Source organism: Kitasatospora sp. NPDC048407, assembly GCF_043200475.1.
Classification (GTDB): Bacteria; Actinomycetota; Actinomycetes; order Streptomycetales; family Streptomycetaceae; genus Kitasatospora.
On record NZ_JBICXW010000006.1, the window covers coordinates 167,429 to 186,274 of the forward strand.

Below are 18,846 nucleotides of genomic sequence, written 5' to 3' on the forward strand. Positions count from 1 at the left end.
GCGGGCCGAGCCGGAGCGTCTCACCGGCCCGGACCTCGTCGACCAGTGCGGTGGACAGCAGCCCGTCGGGGACCCGGCGGACGTGCAGTTCCGGCGGTGAACGGGTACGGGTGGTCGGGCGCCAGGGTGAGCACCGCCAGGTCGGGGGTGGCGCGGCGGACGGCCAGCACATCGGCGTTCCACCAGCGCGGGGTGCCGGCGGGGACGGCCGCGGCCGCGTCGATCATGGCCTGGGCGATGATGCCGAACGCCTCCGTCCAGGCCTGCTCGACCTCGGGGGTCCAGGCGGTCCCGGAGAAGTGCTTCAGCGCGGCGATCAGGCTGGCGCCGACGGCCGGGTAGTGCTCGGGCGCGGCCTGGAACTTGCGGTGGTCGCGTCCGAGCGCCGCCAGGTAGCCGGTGAGTTTCTCCGGGTCCTCCAGTCGCAGCACGAGTTGGGCGAGTGCGGCGATCAGGCGGTCCCGCTGTTCGGCGAGCCGGGCCGGGAACAGCGCTTCGACGCCGGGGTTGTTGGTGAACAGGTGGGCGTAGAAGTACTTGGTCAGCTGGTCGGCCCGGCGCTCGACGACGGCGAAGCCGGCACGGACGACCGCGGGGTCGAAGGGCACCGGGGAGGCCCCTCAGCCTGCGGCGGCTTCGGTCAGCGCGCCGCCCATGACCTCCGCGACGACGCCGTACAGGGCGGTCCAGGCCGCGGCGGTCTCCGGCGCCCAGGCGTCCCCGGCGAAGTGCGCGAGGGCGGCCAGCAGGCTCGCGCCGACGGCGGGGAAGTGCTCGGGGAGGGCGCCGTACCCGGCGTGCCGGCGTCCCAGGCCCTGCAGCACCTCGACCACGGTGTCGGTGTCGTCGAGCTTGTCGACCAGGGTGGATATCGCCGCCCAGAGGCGGTCCTGCTGGTCATTCAGGTGCTCGGCGAAGAGCTTGCGGACATCCGGGTTGTGCTCGAACAAATGGGCGTAGAAGTATGCGGTGACATCGCTGCCGTGGGGCTCGACGGCGGCGAAGCTGCTTTTGATGAGCGCGGAATCAATAGTCACGCCCGCCGACTCTACTGATAAACACACCAATTCCAACAGGGCGATCTGACGATCACTCAAGTACTGGACAGTAGCGTCCGATTGATGCCTGCTTGGGCGAGTTGATGCCTGGCGTGGCGGGTATCCAGATGCTGCGGACAGATTGGCTGCTGAACGGGTGGAATCGGGCGATCGAGCAGGTGTCGCGGTATGACCGAAACCCGATCGTGATTCCCTTTTGTCTGATCGTCATCACCATTCGGGTGCATGGCACGGGCCGCGAATTCGGCGGACGAAGACACCGAGAGGAGAGCCGGATGTGCCGACAGTTCCTCCACCGGGCCCCGGCCCCCGACGCCCGCCCGGCCGACCGTGACCGGCCCGGGCCCCGGATCGGCCGGACCACCACCGCCCTGATCGCCACCGGGCTGCTCACCGGCCTCGGCACCCCACCGGTGGCCGCCCAGCAGACGCCCGACAGCTGGTCCGCCGAGCGACGCGCCCAACTGCCCTCCGGGCTGGCCGTCCGGTTCGACTTCGAGGCCGTCGAGGGCGTGACGGTCGAGGCCGCACCCGGCAAGCTCACCGACCGGGCCGCCGGCGGCGACGCCTACAGCGACGGCATCCGCCCCGGCGACCCGGCCGAGACCTTCCGCGTCGCCGAGGACCGCCCCCACGCGGACGGCGCCTGGCACCCCCTCGGCACGCTGCGGCTCACCTTCTCCCGGCCCGTGCGCAACCCCCGCCTGCACGTCAGCGGCCTGACCGCCCTGGCCACCGGCCAGGGCGGCATCACCGGCACCAGCGCCCGCCTGGCGGTCGCCGGCGGCACCCCCGCCGCCCCCACCCTGGTCGGCCGCACCGGCTGGCCGGGCTGGACGGTCGGCCCCGGCGAACTCGCCCCCGCCGCCGACGGCCCGCGCGACGGCGACGCCGGCGGCGACGGCACCCTCGAACTGTCCGGCACCGTCACCACCGTCGACCTGCGCCTCGAACAGCGCTCCACCGCCCGCGACGGCTCCACCACACCGCCGCTGACGCTCCGTCCGGCCTGGACGGTCTCCCTCGACGAGGGCCTCGGAGGCGCCCCGCAGAGCTACGGCAACGCCTCCCACCTGGTCTCCGACCTGTTCCTCGGCCAGGACGCCGCACCGGCCGCCACCCGTACCCGGCCCGGCCTGGCCCAGTCCGTCGAGAAGCCGCTGCTGTCCGCCCCACCCGCCGGCCCGGTCGCCCTCAGCGTGGAGACCGACGGCGGGGCGAGCCGCCGCAGCCCCTGGGCCAGCCTGCCGCCGCCGTCCCGGCTCCAGCCCGGCCACGCCGCCTACCAGGGCGCCGACCCCAACCTCGCCTTCCCTGCCGAGACCACCGCCGGGCGCACCTACCGGATCGAGGTGCCGGTCAGCCCCGGCACCGAGCCCGCCGTACTGGCCGGCTGGATCGACTTCGACCACAACGGGCGCTTCGACCCGGCGGAGCGCGTGCAGGCCGAGGTCCCCGCCGGGGCGAGCAGCGCCGCGCTGGAGTGGCCGGTCCCGGAGGGCGCTGTGAGCGGCGACACCTGGGCCCGGCTGCGGCTGGCCCGCGACGGCTCCCAGCTCGCCACCGCCGACGGCTTCGCCGACTCCGGCCAGGTCGTCGACCAGCGGGTCGCGCTGTCGGTCCGCACCGCTGCCCCGGAGAGCGCCGCCGCCACCGGGCCGGAGATCGGCCTGCCCGTCCCCGGCACCGTCACCGGCGAGGTCCGCCCCGAGTTCCGCGGCGACGGCGCGCGCGCCGGGGCCGGCATCGCCGTCCAGGAGGACGGCACCACCCTGTGCTCCGCCCAGGTCGGTGACGACGGCAGCTGGAACTGCCGCCCCGACAACGCGCTCGGCGAGAGCACCCACGCCCTCGTCCTGGCGGAGACCCCTCAGGGCGGCACGGCGGTGCGCGGCGAGCCGTTCCGGCTGACCGTCAAGACCACGGCGCCGACCGCCCCCGTGCTCACCCTGCCCGCCTACACCAACGACCCCGGCCTGCTGGTCACCGGCCTCGGCGAACCCGGCTCCACCGTCACCGTCACCGCGGACGGCGAGCCGGACGGCCTCGACCTGTGCACCACCGGCGTCGCCGCCGACGGCAGTTGGTCCTGCCTGCCGGTGGAGAACCTCGCCGACGGCGCCCACCGGCTCACCCCGCACGCCCGCGACGGCGCGGGCAACCGCGCCGACGGCAAGTCCGTCGGGCTCACGGTGGACACCGTCGCGCCCGACAAGCCGCAGCTCGTCTCGCCGGCCGCCGGTGAACTCCTGCACACCGCCCGCCCGTTGATCACCGGCCGCGCCGAGCCCGGCACCACCGTCACCGTCACCGCCGGCCACGGCAGCGCCGCACGCACCACCGTGTGCAGCGCCGTGGCGGCTGCCGACGGCAACTGGTCCTGCACCGCCACCCAGGATCTGACCGGCGGCGACGTCACCCTGATCGCCACCGCCACCGACCCGGCGGGCAACGGCACTCCCGGCGATCCCGTCCCGGTCCGGGTGCCCACCCCGGCGGCGGCGAGCGGCAGCAGCGCCGCACCGGCACCGACCGCGACCACGACCGCGTCGCCGAGCTCCCACAGCCCCGCTGCGACGAACCCGTCCGCGTTGCTGTCCGCCTCCGCATCGGCTTCCGCTCGGCCTGCCCCGACGGGCGCTCCGGCGAGCGGGGCCCCCTGGGTGCCGGTACCGCCGGACGTGCTGCCGATCGTGGTCCCGGTCCCGGTCCCGGCCCTGACACCGCCTGCGTCGACCCCGACCCCGACGGGAAGCCAGAGCTCGCCCGCAGCAAGCCCGTCCGCATCCCCGTCGGTCACGGTCTCCCCTTCGGTCACCGTCTCCGCGTCGGCCGCCGCCTCCCCATCGGCCGCTGCTTCCGCTTCTGCGCCCGTCTCCGCCGTCCCGCCGGTGCCCGGCACGGTCGCCGTGCCGCTGCCGCCGTTCCTGGTGCCGGGGGCGACGCCAGGCCAGTGGGTGTTCACGGCGCCGCACCCGTGGTCTTCGGATGCCCCGGGCCGGCAGGTGCCGGACGGGACGGCCGCGCCGTCCGGGAGCCCGTCGCCGACCACCGCGCCGTTTGCCGGCGAGTCGAGCTCGCCGCAGCCGCCGTCGGCCGCCGCGCCGACCGCGCCCACCGAGCAGGCCCCGCAGGCCGCACCGGCCGAGCAGCCCGACCGCGCCGGGCGGCCCGACCGCGCCGGGCCGGCCGAGCAGACCGGTGCCGGCTCGGCGGACGAGGTCGTGCGGGGGCGGACGTTGCCGGCGCCCCCGCCGGGTGGGCCGGCGGTCGTGCACCGGGCGACGGCCACCGGATGGCGCGGGCTGGCCTGCGGGGCGCTGCTGATCACGGCGGGCTTCGGGTTGTTGGTGCGCCGGGTGCTCGGCAGTCGGCGGAGTGGCACCCGCCGGCACTGACGGCCGGCCCGGTACCGCCCGTTCCGCCGTTCGTGGCGGGCGGTACCTCAACCGGCCAGTTTTCCGACATAGCGACACACCGGATGGCATACGTCGCATTTGATGATCAATCAGCCTAGCCTGGGTCCCCGGCACTGCCCGTCAGCTCCGGGCCGCCCGTTGCGCGACACTCTGACCCTTAGGACACGTGCATGGACGTCACCCGCGACTCGTCGCCGCGACCCCGTTCCTGGCCCTCCGCCACCGAACCCCCCGCCGACCCCGTCGGCGCGACCCAACTGGCCAAGGCGGTCGCCGAGGTGGTGCACAAGCCGCTGATCAGGACCGCCGCCCCCGTCGAGAAGCAACTCGACCGGGGCGCGCCGACCCAGCAGCTCCCGATGGTCGAGCCGGCGGACCGCTCCGAGTCCTCGGCCCACCCGACGGTCGCGGACGCCGCGACCCACCGGCGGCCGCCGCGCGCAGACCAGTCGCTGCGCGAGCGCCCGGCGTTCACACTGCCGGGCTGGCTGCCGCTGCTGGCGCTGATCCTCGGCGTGGCCGGTGTGCTGCTGGTGCTGGCCCGGGCCGGTGTGGTCCCGCACCTGTCCGGCCTGCCGGACGTCCGCACGGCGGCCGCGAAGGCGGACGGGGCGGTGGCCGACGACCGGACCATCGCCACGATCAGCGCGATCGGGTTGGCGATGATGGTGGCGCTGGCCGGGCTGCTGTCCAACCCGGGCGGCGAGACCCGGGTGCTGACCCGCTGGGGCCGCTACCGGGGCACGGTGCGCCGCACCGGCCTGCTGTGGGCGAACCCGATGGTGCGCCGCCGCCGGGTGGACGTCCGGCTGCGGCACTGGCGCAGCGAGGCGGTGCACGTCACCGACCGGACCGGCACCCCGCTGCTGGTGCGGGTGCTGATCGTGTGGCGGGTCAAGGACACCGCGCGGGTCACCCTGGGCATCGCCGACCACGAAACGTATCTGCGCGAGCAGGTGCAGGCCGTTCTCACCCGAACCGCCTCGGCTCTGCCCTGCGACTCCAATTCCGCTCCCGGACCGGCGCTGCGCGACGGCCAGTGGTTCGCCGACGAGCTGACCCGGGCGCTGGCGGCGGAGACCGCCCCGGCGGGCATCGAGGTGTACTCGGTGCAGCCGCTGGCCCTGGACTACGCGCCGGAGGTCGCCGAGTCGATGCGGCGCCGCCGCCTCGCCGACCTGGACGCCGGGCTGCGGACGGTCCTGGTGGACGACGCGGTGGAGGCCGCGGCGCTCGCGGTGCGCCGCCTGGAGCGTGCCACCGCCCACGAGTTGGACGACAGCGCGCGCAGCGCCCTGATGGAGCAGCTGCTGGTCGCGTTCGTCGCCCCGGCCGGGGTGACCGCCTCGGTGCCCGCACCGGCCGCCCGGCCGGGCCGCAAGGAAGGGAAACCCGCGTGACGACCGTGCTCGCCTCCATATCCACCGACCCCACTGATCTGCCCGACTGGTCGGGCGCCCCGCTGCTGGGCTTCGCCGAAGCCGACGGGGCCGCAGCCTGCCGCTGCCCGCACTGCAACCGCCCGGCCCCGCGCGCCGCCGCGTCCGACGCGTCCGACCGGGCGAGCCGAATACACCGGGCCGTCCGTTCGACCTGTCTGGCCACCACTGTTCTGGCCGGCGCGGGAGCCGTCGGTCTGGGGCTGGGCGCGAGCACCGCGCACGCCATGCCCGCACCGTCCGGTCCCGGCTGGGACGGCAGCGTCTACTGGTTCAAGAACGCGGCCGGCGAGTGGCGCTACACCAAGTGGCACAGCGTCTACCTTGAGCGCACGGGTGGCGCCAAGGGTCAGCCGTCGTCGCAGAGTTCGAGCTCCGCGCAGTCCTCGGGCGGGATCCGGCAGGGTTGGGACGGCAAGGTCTACTGGTTCAGGAACGCGGCCGGCGAGTGGCGTTACACCAGCCACTACGACGTGTACCTGTCCCGCACCGGCGGGGGCGGTTCCTCCTCCGGCCAGTCCGTGCCCTCCGCGCCCGCCGCGAGCGGGGTGGAGGCGGCCGTCTCGTACGCACTCGCGCAGGTCGGCAAGCCCTACGTGTGGGGCGGCAACGGTCCGAACGGCTTCGACTGCTCGGGCCTGGTCCAGCAGGCGTTCCGCCGGGCGGGCGTCTCGACGCCGCGGGTCGCCGACGACCAGTACCGGGCCAGCACGCCGATCACCTCGAAGCAGCTCAAGCGCGGCGACCTGATCTTCTGGTCGGGCAACGGCCGGGTCTCCGGCATCCACCACGTCGCGATCTACCTCGGTGACGGGACGTACGTGGAGGCCCCCCGCCCCGGCAAGGACGTCCGGGTCTCCCGGCTGAGCAGCGGGTACTACCCGGACTTCTTCGGCCGCCCCTGACCCGGCCGGTCATGCCGACGGCGCCCCTCCCGCAGCCGCGGGAGGGGCGCCGTCGGCATGCTGACGCAAGGTCAGGCGGAGGCGCCGTCCAGCAGCTTCAGCTCGGCCTCGGTCAGCCGCAGCGTGGCGGCGGCCAGCAGCGGGGGCAGCTGCTCGACGGTGCGGGCGCTGGCCAGCGGCGTGGCGACCGTGGGCTGCGCGGCCAGCCAGGCCAGCGCGACGGTGGCGACCTCGGCGCCGTGCGCGGCGGCGACCTCGTCCAGCGCGGCCAGCACGCGCAGACCGCGCGGGGTCTCCAGGTGCCGGGACGCGCCCTGCGCCCGGGAGCTGTCCACCTGCGTGCCGGGCCGGTACTTGCCGGTCAGGAAGCCGGACGCGAGCGCGTAGTACGGGACGGCGGACAGCCCGTGCGCGGCGGCCACCCCGGCCAGTTCGCCCTCGTAGGTGTCGCGGGAGACCAGGTTGTAGTGCGGCTGCACCGCCACGTACCGGGCCAGGCCCTCGCGGGCGGCGAACTCGAGCGAGGCGGCGAGCCGCTGCGCGCCGATGTTGGACGCGGCGAGCTCCCGCACCTTGCCCTCGCGGACCAGCTCGTCCAGCGTCGTGACGATCTCCTCGACCGGCGTGTCCAGGTCGTCCCGGTGGGTGTAGAACAGGTCGATCCGCTCGACGCCGAGCCGGCGCAGCGAGCCTTCGACGGCGCGCCGCACGGTGTCGCGCTTCAGGTTGTCCATGCCGGGCGCCATGCCGGCCTTGGTGGCGATGACGATCTGCTCCCGGTTGCCGCGGCTGCGCAGCCAGTTGCCGATCACCGTCTCGGACTCGCCACCGGAGTTGCCCGGCACCCACGCCGAGTAGCCGTCGGCGGTGTCGACGAAATTGCCTCCCGCCGCGGCGTACGCGTCGAGCACCGCGAAGGACTGCGCTTCGTCGGCCGTCCAGCCGAACACGTTGCCGCCGAGGGCCAGTTGGGACACGGACAGGTCGGAGTTGCCAAGGGGAACCCGAGGGGCGTCAGTGGAAGTCATGCCCAAGGACAACCCGTTCGGGGCCTGGATGATTCCGCCGCGACCGGTTGTTCACCCGGGTGTCGTTCGAGGTGAGGGCTCCGTGCAGATGGGCCCGCAGTGGGGTCCGGGGTGTCGGCGGGCCGTCAGGGTTGGCTAGAGTCCCGTTCCATGGCTGACAACGACTACGACCCCGCCGGCTCCACCCAGATGTTCCGGGCGTTCGTCGACGAGGCCCCGGCCGCGCAGGCCCCGGGCACCGTCACCACCTACGGCAGCAACTCCTCGTCGAACCGCACCCCGGTGATCGTCATTGGGGCCATCGTGGCCCTGGCGGTCGTGGTCGGCGTGATCTGGCTGGCCGTCAAGTAACCCGCGAAACCCGCCCTCCCGGGACCGGCCGGACACCCCGGGCGGTCCCGCGCCGCGGCGCGCCTACACTGGCGGCAACCGTCGCAGCCCGCCAGGAGGCCCCGTGTCCGCGCCGTCCACCGAGACCGCCCGCAGCCTCGGCCTGACGGCCGCCGTCAACGCCCGTGACCTCGGCGGTTACCGCACCGCGGATGGCCGCACCGTCCGGCCCGGCCTGCTGCTGCGCACCGACGCGCTGAGTCGGCTCGGCGAGCGCGACCGCGAACTGCTCGGCGCGCTCGGCCTCCGGCACGTCGTCGACCTGCGCAGCCTGGACGAGGTCCGCCACCTGGGCGCCGACCTGGTCCCCGGCCTGCCCACCGCGGTGCTCCCGATGGACGCCGCCGCGACCCTCACCGTGCTCTCACCGGACGGACTCGGCCCGGCCCTGCACCACCTGCCGGTCTTCTCCGCCGACTTCGACCTCTACGTGGACCTGCAACGTGCCCTGGGCAGCGGCGAACCGGACGCGATGCACACCATGCTCGGCGACGGCCGCGGCACCGCGATAATGACCTCGATGTACCGCTGGTTCGTCACCGACCCGGTCGCCCGCTCCCGCTTCGCCACCGTGCTCCGCCTGATCGCCGAGGCGGACGGCGGCCCGGTCCTCTTCCACTGCACCGCGGGCAAGGACCGCACCGGCTGGACGGCCGCCCTCCTGCTCACCGCCCTCGGCGTGAGCCGCGAGGCCGTCCTCGCCGACTACCTCCTCACCAACGACCGCTCCGCGACGCGAATCGCCCGCGTGGACCCCCTGCTGCGCCCCCTGGCCCGTGCTGAAACGATTTACCTCGACGCCGCCTTCGAAGAACTCACCCGCGGCTGGCCCACTTTCGAAGCCTTCTGGCACGACGGCCTTGGCCTGACGGGCGATCACCTCTTGGCAATCAGGACCACTTGCACCATCTAGGGGCAGGGGGTGCGATTCCAGGGGCGGGGGGAACGGCGGGGCCAAGTCTGCGGGGGATCAACAGGGCGCTTTGCGTTCCGCCGTTTCTGGTCCCCGTCCTGACCCGCCGCAACACGACCATCCGCTGCCCCCGGAGCCACTGATCACTCGCTCGTCAGGCCTTCCCGCAGGTGCGCGAGCGTCTTGGTGAGCAGCCGCGAGACATGCATCTGCGAAATGCCGATCTCCTCGCCGATCTGCGACTGCGTCAGATTGCCGAAGAATCGCAGCATGATGATCCGGCGCTCGCGCGGCGGCAGCTTGGCGAGCAGCGGCTTCAGCGACTCCCGGTACTCGACGCCTTCGAGCGCGAGGTCCTCGTAGCCGAGGCGGTCGGCGAGCGGGCCGTCGCCGCCGTCGTCCTCGGCGGGGCTGGAGTCGAGGGAGCTCGCGGTGTACGCGTTGCCGACGGCGAGGCCCTCGACCACGTCGTCCTCGGAGACGCCGAGGTAGGCGGCGAGTTCGGGGACGGTGGGGGAGCGGTCGAGCCGCTGGGAGAGTTCGTCGCCGGCCTTGGTGAGGGCCAGCCGCAGCTCCTGGAGGCGGCGCGGGACGCGCACCGACCAGCTGGTGTCGCGGAAGAAGCGCTTGATCTCGCCGACCACGGTGGGCATGGCGAAGGTGGGGAACTCGACGCCGCGCTCGGGGTCGAAGCGGTCGATGGCCTTGATCAGGCCGATGGTGCCGACCTGGACGATGTCCTCCATCGGCTCGTTGCGGCTGCGGAAACGCGCGGACGCGTACCGGACCAGCGGCAGGTTGAGCTCGATGAGGGTGTCCCGGACGTAGCCGTGTTCGGCGCTGCCGGTCTCCAGGACGGCGAGCCGGCGGAACAGCGAGCGCGAGAGCGTACGGGTGTCGAGCGCCCGGTCGGGGGCCTCGGCGGGACCGGCCTGGGCCGGGATCGGTACGACGACGGACTCGATGACCGCACTGCCCTGTTCTGTGAACACGCGCCCACCCCCTTGTGACTGCCTGTCGAACGGGTGCCGCCGAACGGCGGTTCCCGACTGCCGTGTCCTCCTGCTCAATACCGGATCACCGGCCCCGGCAAACCCGATCGTGGCGAGTCGTCACCCCGCGGTGGGCGGCGGGCGGTTCACTCCTCCCAGGAGTTGCCGGTGCGCAGCCGGGTGAGGATCCGGGACAGCAGCCGGGAGACGTGCATCTGGGACATGCCGAGTTCGGTGGAGATCTGCGACTGGGTGAGGTTGGCGAAGAACCGCAGCATGATGATCCGCCGTTCCCGTTCGGGGAGTTGGACCAGCAGGTGGCGGACCATGTCGCGGTGTTCGACGTCGGTGAGGGCGGAGTCCTCGTAGCCGAGCCGGTCCAGCAGGGCGAGCCCGCCCTCGTGTTCCTGGGCGGCTTCCAGCGAGGCGGCGTTGTAGGCGCGGCCGGCGTCCAGACAGGCCCGGACGTCCTCCTCGGGGATGCGCAGGTTGGCGGCGATCTCGGGGACCTTGGGGGCCCGGCCGTGGGTGACCGTCAGCTCCTCCATGGCGCCGCTGACCTGCACCCACAGTTCCTGGAGCCGACGCGGTACGTGCATGGTGCGGACGTTGTCGCGGAAGTAGCGCTTGATCTCGCCGAGGATGGTGGGCAGCGCGTAGGTGGGGAACTGGACGCCGCGGGTCGGGTCGAAGCGGTCGATGGCGTTGATCAGGCCGATGGTGCCGACCTGGACGATGTCCTCCATGGGTTCGCTGCGGCTGCGGAAGCGGGTGGCGGCGTAGCGGACCAGCGGGATGTTGATCTCGATCAGGGCGGCTCGTACCCGGGAGCGTTCGGAGGCGCCGGGGGGCAGTTCGGTGAGCCGCTCGAACAGCACCCGGGTGAGCGTCCGGACGTCGATCGTGCCGCGGCCGCCGGGGCGGCGGGCGGCCAGTTCGAGCGGGTCCGGCAGTTCCTCGGCCCGGTCCTCCGGCGCACTGCTGCCCTGCGTCCGCACGGACACGTCACCCCTCCCTCTGAACCACCTCGCCAAAATTTCCGGCAAAACCGGTCATAGCATCACAAGTCGCTCTGCGGCCGGGCAAGTACCCGGCCGAGGCGTGTTGGCGGCCGGTGGAGCATTCGGCGGAGCATGCCGCGACCCCCGGCCTGGTCGGCAGGCCGGGGGTCGCGGTGGTGGTGCGTGTACGGCGGGGGTGGCGGGCGGTCAGACCTCCAGGTCGGCGATCACCCAGGTGGCGAAGGTCTTCCACTGCCCGGCGGCGGCCTGATGGGCCGGGTGGCCGAGGTAGGCGGCCAGCGCCTCGCGGTCCTCGACCAGGCTGTTGATCGCGTAGTCGTAGGCGATGTCCCGCTCGGTGGTGTTCCAGCCGCACTCCCACTCGCGCAGCTCCGGGATCAGCGCGCCCAGCTCCGCGAACGCCTTCGCGCCCGCCAGGGCCCGCGGGTCGTCCTTGCCGACGCCTTCGTTGAGCTTGAACAGGACCAGGTGCCGGATCACGATGCCGCTCCTCGCGGATCAGGAGGGCACGCCCCGGCAGGGGAGCGCCCCCGAAGGACGAACCCCGCAAACGGTACTAGCGGACCAGTCCGGTCATGAAAGAACCGACCGCCTTGGCCGCGTCGGAGATCCCGACGAACCCGGACTGCACCAGCTCGGCGGCGCGCACCGGCGAGGTGATGATCGTGTAGATGACGAAGATGACCACAATCCACATGGCCACCTTCTTCGCCTGAGCCATCGAACGGGCCTGCCTCCCTGAGTCGGGCCGTCGTCCTCTCCCCGCACGGCCCTGCCACCCGCAGCTTATCCACCGGACGGCGCAAGAAGTGAGGGCCTTGTTCACCCGCCAGGACGAAGGTCCTGCTCGGACGGGGCTTTCTCCGGGTGTGGCCGCCACGGGGGCGCGGCAGGATGGTTCATGTACCGAGGATCTGGCAGGAATCCCCGGTACGGCGATCCGGAGGTCCCCGCTGTGGGACCGGGCACCGCGGCTTCCCCCCGACGCGGACCCGGTTGTGGGACCTCCGCCCGGGGCAGCAGCTCGTTCCCCCGGAGCTGCTGCCCCCTCCGCGGAGCGGCGGCCCCGCACTCCCGAGGCACGGTGGTCAACCGCCCGGGAGCGCGGGGTCGTTCGCCGTCCACGGCGCCGCCGCCGTGCGCAGTGCCTCGCCCAGCCGGGCAGCCTCCACCGCCACCGCCGGCAGCCGTTCGGCCCGCGCCCGGGCCGCCAGCAGGTCCACCGTCGACGGCCCCGGGAAGGCGAACGCCAGCGCCCGCAGCGCCGCTATCCGGGCCTCCTCGTCGCCGTCCGCCACCGCCCGCAGCCGCAGGAACTCCGCCACGTCCGGGTCGGCCGTCAGTGCCCGCAGCGCCACCCGGCGGGGCAGCGGATCGGCGTCCGCCACCGCCCGCTCGCGCAGCAGACCGGACGGTCGGGCCGCCCGGTCGCGGGACAGGGCGTGCAGGGCGATCGCCCGGATCGGCGCCGACGAGTCGGCCACCGCCCGCTCCCGCAGCATCGCCCGCACCGCCGGATCGTCCGGCCGGTGCGCCAGCAGCGTCCGCAGCACCGACAGCCGAACCGCCGCGTCCCGCAGGTGCGCGGCCCGCGCCAGCAGCAGCATCCCGGCCCGCTCCTCGCCGTCGTAGCAGCGCACCACCGCGACCAGTGCCAGATCCCTGGTGCGCGGGTCCGGGTCGGCCACCGCCCGTTCCAGGAACAGCGCCCGGGCCTGCGCGCTCGGCGAGCGGCGGTCCGCCAGCGCGGTCAGCACCGCGCCGCGCACCAGCGGGTCCGGCGAGTGCACCGCCTCGTGCCGGACGAACGCGTCCAGCTCCGGGTTGTCCGCGAAGTGCGCCGCCAGTTCGCCGGTCGCCTGCGCCCGGCCGTGCCCGTCCGCCGCCCGGGCCCGTTCGAACAGGAACTCCGCCACCTCCGGGTCGCCCGCCCAGCCCTGCCCGAGCAGCGTCAGGGCGAAGGCCCGCACCTCCGGCTGCCCGTCCCCGGCGACGAAGCCGCGCAGCTGCTCGGCCACCTGCCGGTCGCCGGCCCAGCGGTGCGCCAGGACGGCGAGGGTGCGCCGGCGGACCATCGGATCCGGGTCCTGGGCGACCCGCAGCCGCAGGAACTCCGCCACCTCCGGGTCGCCCGCCCAGCCGCGGGCCAGTCCGGCCAGCGCCGCCACCCGCACCCGCGGGTCCTTGTCGGCGCCGGCCAGCAGCCGCAGGAACGACGCGTTGCGCGGATCCTCGGCCGGCTGCAGGCAGATCGCCTGCAGGGCCAGCCCGCGCACTCCCGGATCCCGGTCGTTCCGCACCCGCTCGCGCAGGAACTCCGCCAGCGCGCCGCCCACCCGCTCGTTCACGGTCAGCGCGAACACCGCCAGCCCGCGCAGCTCCGGCTGCGGGTCGGACGCCGCGAGCTCCCGCAGCAGTTGCTGCGCCGGGCCGTCGCAGGCCCAGCCCTTGCCCAGCGCCAGCATCTCGTTCAGCCGGTTCTCGCCCCGCGCGGACGCCACCCGGGCCCGCAGGAACGCCCCGCCGGCCGCCTCTCCCGCCCAGCCGTCGGCGAGCGCCGCCACCGCCGCCTCCTGGGTCAGCGGATCCGGGTCCTCCTCTATCCGGCGGCGCACGAACGCCCCCACCCGTTGGTCGCCCGCCCAGCCCTCCGCGAGCGCAGCGAACGCCGCCGCCCGTTGCGCCGGCGACCAGCCGTGCTCGGCCCAGGCCCGCAGCACCGCCGGTCCGCGGGGATCGTTCAGCAGCAGCGCGCACGCCAGCCGGGCCGTCACCGCGCCCACCGCCGGCAGCGGCGACTCGCGCTGCGCGTGGTGCCCGTACACCAGGTACCAGCGCAGGAACCGCTCCCGCCCCACCCAGTGCGGCCCGAGCCCGGTCAGTACCGGCCGCAGACCGTCCAGCGCCTCCACGGTGTCGCCCGGGAGCACCGTCGAACCCTCCGCGGCGTACGCCTCGAACAGCGCCACCAGGGCGTCCACCACCGCCTCGCTCTGTGCCGTCACCAGCCCGAGCTTGCGCACCTCGCCCAGGCAGCGCACCGCCAGCACCAGCCACTCCGGCACCGGGTCGCCGGCCCCCGGCAGGGCCGGGGCCGCCGCCAGCAGCCGCGACACCGCCTCGCCGACGAACCGCTCGTCCAGCTCGCCCGCCAGCAGGAGCAGCACCTCCCGCCACGCCGGGTCCCGCCAGCGGGCCGCGAACACGCCCTCCAGTAGCTGGTGTTCCGTCAGCGACCGCTCCCGGTTGAACCGGTAGGCGATGTCGGACGCCGCCAGGTACTCCAGGAACGCCCGGTGCACGAAGCCGTACACCTCGCCGCCGAACCGGCTCAGGATGAAGTTCCGCTCCCGGAACTGCTGCAGCATCGCCCGCGCCACCGGCGCCGCCCGGTCGGCCGGCAGCTCGTAGCGCTCCCGCAGGTAGCTCTCGAAGGACGCCAGCAGCACCCGCCCCGGAATGTGGTTCCCGGCGATCCCGTCGCCGCCCTCCTGCATCCGCCGCGCCACCAGCCGCAGCAGCTCGAGCCGGTCCTCGGACGCCAGGTACGGCATCCCGCCGTCCACCCGCCGGTCCTGCAGGTACTTGCTCGGGTCCCAGTGCTCCACCAGCACCGCCACCGCGTGCTCGTACACCGTGCGGCGGTCCCGGGGCAGCTCCCGGCGGCGGCCGATGATCGCCAGGATGGTCAGGATCAGCGGGTTGCCCGCGAGTTCCCGTACCGGCACCGAGGACGCCACCGCCGCCGTCACCCGCCGGCGCAGCCGCTGCGCCTCCACCGGGTCGCCCGGGCAGGCGGTGGCGTACCAGCGGGCCGCGAAAGCGTCGATCTGCTGGGCGTCCAGGTCCTGCAGCATGTAGTGCCCGAACCCGGCGGCGTCCAGCGGCTCCCGCCGGTAGCCGATCACCCGGGACGTCACCAGCACCCGCACCTGGGGGTAGCGGGCGGCGAACGCGGCGATCCGCCGGCTCGCGGTCTCCCGGACCTGCGGGTCGAACAGTTCGTCCAGGCCGTCGAACACCACCAGGGTGGCCGCCGGGTGCTCGGTCAGCTGGCGTTCCAGCAGATCGGCCGGCAGGCCCAGGCCCTCGGTGCCGTGCAGGTGGGCCAGGAAGTCCTCGAAGGTCCGCTCCCGCCACTCCGGGTCCGCGTACCGGCGCAGCTCCACGATCAGCGGCAGCCGGCCGGCCAGCGCCGCGACCTGCTCCGGGACGGCGGTGTCCGGGCGCAGCAGCGGCTCGGTCAGTGCCAGGCCGAGGAACCGGGCCAGTGTCGACTTCCCCGACCCGGGGTCGCCCAGCAGCACCGCCCGGTGGCCGTCCGGACCGGCGAGCAGCGGCAGCACGGGGACGGCCGGGCGGCGCCGGTAGGCCTCCCGGACCCGGCGCACCGTCTCCCGCTCCACGCCCGGCGGGAGCCGGCCCGGGTCCAGCTCGCCGGTCTCCGTGAGACGTTTCAGCAGCTCGCGGGGCAGTTCCACCGGCGGCGGGTCGGCCCGCACCAGCTGTGGGACGAACACCTCGCGCAGGTGCACCGCGGGGTGCTCGTCCTGCTCCGACAGCGGGGTCAGCACCTCCAGGTCCAGCCGGTGGTAGCGCTCGCGCAGCCGCACCGCGTGCCGGCGGCGCGCCCCGTCCAGGTCGCCCGGGGGCGGTGGTGCGGCGCCGACCGTGATCTGCACGCTCTGCGCGTGCTGGATCATCGTCAGGTCGCCGCCCGCGGTGGCGTGCTCGGCGGACTGGCCGCCGCCGGCCGCGGCGCCCTCCGCGCCGAGCAGCCGGCGCCAGAATCCGCTCACGGCTGCTGCTGCTCGCCGAACCGGACCGAACCGTCCACCCCGTCCACCAGGTTCACGTCGCCGCCCGCGCGGATCCCGCGCGCCGACTGCCCGTCACCTGCCGCGTCGGTGACGGGCGTCGCCGAGGCGTCCGGGACGGGGCCGGGCGCGGCGCCGCCCCCGATCACCACGTCGCCCTTCACGTCGCGCACCATCCGGACCGATCCGCCGACCGCCGCGCCGTCCGCGGACTGGCCACCGCCGCGGCCGCGCACGCCGCCCGTCACCGACAGGACCAGGCCCGCCAAGCCGACGAACAGGCCCAGTACGCCGGCCCACTGATTCGCCCGGTCCAGCCCCTCTTCCCACAGGAAGAACGCCAGCCCCACCACCGAGATCCCGGCCCCGACCCACACCATCCAGCGCCACCGCGTACTCCCCATGCCCGCATCATCCCCTCAACTGCGGCCCCGGCAACCGGAAATGAGCCGTCGGTGCACGACGGCACTTGGAAAAACGGGACGGCCCGGGTTTCCACTCCGAAGGCCCCCGGGCGCTGGACCGGGCGGGTACTTACCGGCGGTCGCGCGCGTGTCCGGGCCTCGACTCGCCGTTCGGACGGGTCGACTGCGAGACGTCGACAGCAGACGCGCGCGTCCGCGACGGGGCGGTGGCCCGGCGGAGCGCCGCAGGAAGGCGGAACGAGAAGTGCTGAAAACCCTCCGGCCCAGCTGGACCGGCCGCAGACTCCTGGCGGGCGTGGCCTGCGCCCTGGCCGCCCTCGGCCCGGCCGCCCTGCCATCGGCGGCAGTAGCGCCGACCGTGCCACGGGCCGGCTCCGGAACTCTGCTGGTGTCCGAGACCTTCACCGGCGCGACCGCCGACCCGGCGTTCGTCGCCACCTCGGGCGCCTGCCTGACCGGCGCCCCCGCCACCAGCACTCCGCCGGGCAGCGACCCGCACCCGCTGGGCGGCTGCCCGCCCGTCGAGACCGGCCCCGTCCCGCCGGAGAACGGCGCTCCGCACGGCTACCTGCAGCTGACCGACGCCGGCCACGACCGCACCGCCGCCGTGCTGTACGAGCGCGCGCTGCCCGCCCACGAGGGCATGCAGGTCTCGTTCGAACAGTGGCAGTACGGCGGCGACCCCACCGAGCCGCGGCCCGCCGACGGCATCTCGTTCTTCCTGGTGGACGGCGCCGCCCCGCTGACCCGGCCCGGCGCGTACGGCGGCAGCCTCGGGTACGCCCAGAAGCTGCCCGACGACAACCCGGCCAACCCGTTCATCCCGGGCGTCGAGGACGGTTACCTCGGCGTCGGGCTCGACGTCCTCGGCAACTACTTCGGCGACTGGGAGCACCGCGGCAACGGGTGCCCGCCCGGCGAGCGCTCCCCGGCCGGCACCGGCTTCCGGGTGCCCGCGCCCGGACCGAACGTGATCACCCTGCGCGGGCCCGGCAACGGCACCACCGGGTACTGCTACCTCGCCGCGACCACCAGCAACCAGACCACCACCCCGCCGTGGCCCTCCACCCTGCCCGGCGAGCTGCAGGGCCCGACCACCGCCGCCGACCTGCCGCCCGGCATCACCCCGGAGCAGGCCGAGATCGCGCTGCTGCCCAGCAAGCGCACCGTGACCGTCACCGTCACGCCCACCCCTGACCCGCAGGTCGAGGTGGACGTCGACTTCGGCTCCGGCCCGGTCCGGGTGCTCAGCACTCCCGCGCCCCAACCGGTGCCCGCGACCTACAAGTTCGGCTTCGCCTCGTCCACCGGTGACTTCACCGACGTGCACCTGCTGCGCAACGTCGTCGCCCGCAGCGTCAACCCGCTGCCCCAGCTGGACCTGGTCAAGCAGATCGACCGCACCACGCCGCTGCCCGACCCGGTCACCGCCGGCACCGTGGTGCCCTACCAGTTCGTGGTCACCAACGCGGGCGGCAGCGAGATCCGCGACCTCGTCGTCACCGACCCGCAGGTCGGCGCGATCAGCTGCCCGACCACCACGCTGGCCGTGGACGAGACAGTCACCTGCACCGGCAGCTACACCGTCACCGAGGAGGACGTGCGGCGCGGCTTCATCACCAACGTGGCCGTCGCCAACGGCGACTCGGACAGTGGACCGGTCACCTCCCCGGAGGCCGACCACACCCTGCCGCTGACCGACAACTACGGCCTGCTGCTGGAGAAGCGCGTCGACGACAGCCGGGAGTACCTGGCCGGTGAGACCGCGACCTACACGTACACCGTGACCAACACCACCGACCGGACCGTCTCCGACCTCGCCGTGCTCGACGACCGGCTGACCGACGTGACGTGCGAGTCCACCACGCTCACCCCGGCCGAGACGCCCGGCGCGGTCACCACCTGCACCGGGTCGTACACCGTCACCGAGGCCGACGCGAAGGCCGGAGTGGTCCGCAACACCGCGCACGCCACCGGCAACGCGCCCGAACGGACCGTCACCTCGCCGCCCGCCCAGGAGGAGATCGCGGTCAGGGCCGAGGAGCCGAGCCCCAGCCCGTCGCCGTCGCCCAAGCCCTCGCACTCCGAGAAGCCGACCGAGCACCCGACCGGGCACCCGTCCGAGGAGCCGACCAAGAAGCCGGTCGAGCGCCCCAACCACCCGGGCGAGCTGCCCAAGACCGGTAGCGGCTCCCCGCTGGTCCCGCTGCTGCTCTCCGCCGGACTCGGCGTGGCCGGCCTGTTCACCCTCCGCTGGGCCCGCCGCCGCGGCTGACCCGCCCGGTGACTGACGCCAGGGACATACAGAAGAGGCCCCGACCTGATGGTCGGGGCCTCTTCGCGAGCGGTAGCGGTGGGATTCGAACCCACGGTGGAGTTGCCCCCACACACGCTTTCGAGGCGTGCTCCTTTGGCCGCTCGGACACGCTACCGAGGGG

Annotated in this window: 15 protein-coding genes and 1 tRNA gene; 6 read left to right on the forward strand and 10 right to left on the reverse strand. The window is 74.2% G+C overall.

Features of this window, described 5'->3' with window-relative positions:
* Positions 1 to 20: 20 nt before the first annotated feature.
* Together ACGFWJ_RS14445 and ACGFWJ_RS14450 are read right to left on the reverse strand one after the other, a co-directional pair.
* Positions 21 to 608, reverse strand: coding sequence for a globin domain-containing protein (locus tag ACGFWJ_RS14445; RefSeq protein ID WP_392949024.1), 588 nt, complete (start codon positions 606 to 608; stop codon positions 21 to 23).
* A gap of 12 nt (positions 609 to 620) precedes the next feature.
* Positions 621 to 1,097 carry a globin domain-containing protein gene (locus tag ACGFWJ_RS14450; RefSeq protein ID WP_392949027.1) on the reverse strand — a complete coding sequence of 159 codons (477 nt, stop codon included), beginning with the start codon at positions 1,095 to 1,097 and terminating at the stop codon, positions 621 to 623.
* A 236-nt stretch (positions 1,098 to 1,333) separates the two neighbouring features.
* On the opposite strand from ACGFWJ_RS14450, the gene ACGFWJ_RS14455 reads away from it, so the two are divergent.
* From ACGFWJ_RS14455 to ACGFWJ_RS14465, 3 genes are all read left to right on the forward strand, one after another.
* Positions 1,334 to 4,456, forward strand: a complete 3,123-nt coding sequence (locus tag ACGFWJ_RS14455) for an Ig-like domain-containing protein (RefSeq protein WP_392949030.1) — start codon at positions 1,334 to 1,336, stop codon at positions 4,454 to 4,456.
* A 191-nt stretch (positions 4,457 to 4,647) separates the two neighbouring features.
* Complete coding sequence (locus tag ACGFWJ_RS14460) at positions 4,648 to 5,877, forward strand: SPFH domain-containing protein (RefSeq protein ID WP_392949033.1); 1,230 nt, start codon at positions 4,648 to 4,650, stop codon at positions 5,875 to 5,877.
* Positions 5,874 to 6,821: a C40 family peptidase gene (locus ACGFWJ_RS14465; protein WP_392949035.1), complete on the forward strand. Its 948-nt coding sequence runs from the start codon at positions 5,874 to 5,876 to the stop codon at positions 6,819 to 6,821. Before ACGFWJ_RS14460 ends, ACGFWJ_RS14465 begins: the two co-directional genes overlap by 4 nt.
* A 71-nt stretch (positions 6,822 to 6,892) precedes the next feature.
* On the opposite strand, the gene ACGFWJ_RS14470 is transcribed toward ACGFWJ_RS14465, so the two are convergent.
* Complete coding sequence (locus ACGFWJ_RS14470; protein ID WP_392949038.1) at positions 6,893 to 7,849, reverse strand: aldo/keto reductase; 957 nt, start codon at positions 7,847 to 7,849, stop codon at positions 6,893 to 6,895.
* A gap of 150 nt (positions 7,850 to 7,999) precedes the next feature.
* Between ACGFWJ_RS14470 and ACGFWJ_RS14475 the strand changes: the two genes are divergently transcribed.
* Positions 8,000 to 8,200, forward strand: a complete 201-nt coding sequence (locus ACGFWJ_RS14475) for a hypothetical protein (RefSeq protein ID WP_387639454.1) — start codon at positions 8,000 to 8,002, stop codon at positions 8,198 to 8,200.
* Between the two features lie 103 nt (positions 8,201 to 8,303).
* Positions 8,304 to 9,152: a tyrosine-protein phosphatase gene (locus ACGFWJ_RS14480; protein ID WP_392949041.1), complete on the forward strand. Its 849-nt coding sequence runs from the start codon at positions 8,304 to 8,306 to the stop codon at positions 9,150 to 9,152.
* Positions 9,153 to 9,295: 143 nt separating this feature from the next.
* On the opposite strand, the gene ACGFWJ_RS14485 is transcribed toward ACGFWJ_RS14480, so the two are convergent.
* The 6 genes from ACGFWJ_RS14485 to ACGFWJ_RS14510 all read right to left on the reverse strand — a co-directional run bounded on the left by ACGFWJ_RS14485 (position 9,296) and on the right by ACGFWJ_RS14510 (position 16,387).
* Positions 9,296 to 10,117 (reverse strand): RNA polymerase sigma factor SigF, encoded by an 822-nt coding sequence (locus tag ACGFWJ_RS14485; protein WP_392949450.1) that lies wholly within the window; start codon positions 10,115 to 10,117, stop codon positions 9,296 to 9,298.
* A gap of 173 nt (positions 10,118 to 10,290) precedes the next feature.
* Positions 10,291 to 11,148, reverse strand: coding sequence for an RNA polymerase sigma factor SigF (locus ACGFWJ_RS14490; protein ID WP_387639449.1), 858 nt, complete (start codon positions 11,146 to 11,148; stop codon positions 10,291 to 10,293).
* A 204-nt stretch (positions 11,149 to 11,352) separates the two neighbouring features.
* Positions 11,353 to 11,646, reverse strand: coding sequence for a Dabb family protein (locus tag ACGFWJ_RS14495; protein ID WP_387639447.1), 294 nt, complete (start codon positions 11,644 to 11,646; stop codon positions 11,353 to 11,355).
* Between the two features lie 76 nt (positions 11,647 to 11,722).
* Positions 11,723 to 11,863: a hypothetical protein gene (locus ACGFWJ_RS14500; protein ID WP_380486435.1), complete on the reverse strand. Its 141-nt coding sequence runs from the start codon at positions 11,861 to 11,863 to the stop codon at positions 11,723 to 11,725.
* A gap of 391 nt (positions 11,864 to 12,254) precedes the next feature.
* Positions 12,255 to 15,965 carry a HEAT repeat domain-containing protein gene (locus ACGFWJ_RS14505; RefSeq protein ID WP_392949043.1) on the reverse strand — a complete coding sequence of 1,237 codons (3,711 nt, stop codon included), beginning with the start codon at positions 15,963 to 15,965 and terminating at the stop codon, positions 12,255 to 12,257.
* A complete protein-coding gene (locus tag ACGFWJ_RS14510) occupies positions 15,962 to 16,387 on the reverse strand; it encodes a hypothetical protein (RefSeq protein ID WP_392949046.1) in 426 nt (141 codons plus the stop codon). The genes ACGFWJ_RS14505 and ACGFWJ_RS14510 overlap by 4 nt, the downstream gene beginning before the upstream one ends.
* A 265-nt stretch (positions 16,388 to 16,652) precedes the next feature.
* Between ACGFWJ_RS14510 and ACGFWJ_RS14515 the strand changes: the two genes are divergently transcribed.
* Positions 16,653 to 18,683, forward strand: a complete 2,031-nt coding sequence (locus tag ACGFWJ_RS14515; protein WP_392949049.1) for a hypothetical protein — start codon at positions 16,653 to 16,655, stop codon at positions 18,681 to 18,683.
* Positions 18,684 to 18,753: 70 nt separating this feature from the next.
* Here ACGFWJ_RS14515 and ACGFWJ_RS14520 read toward each other — a convergent pair.
* Positions 18,754 to 18,840: transfer RNA gene (locus tag ACGFWJ_RS14520), tRNA-Ser, on the reverse strand.
* Between the last annotated feature and the right edge of the window lie 6 nt (positions 18,841 to 18,846).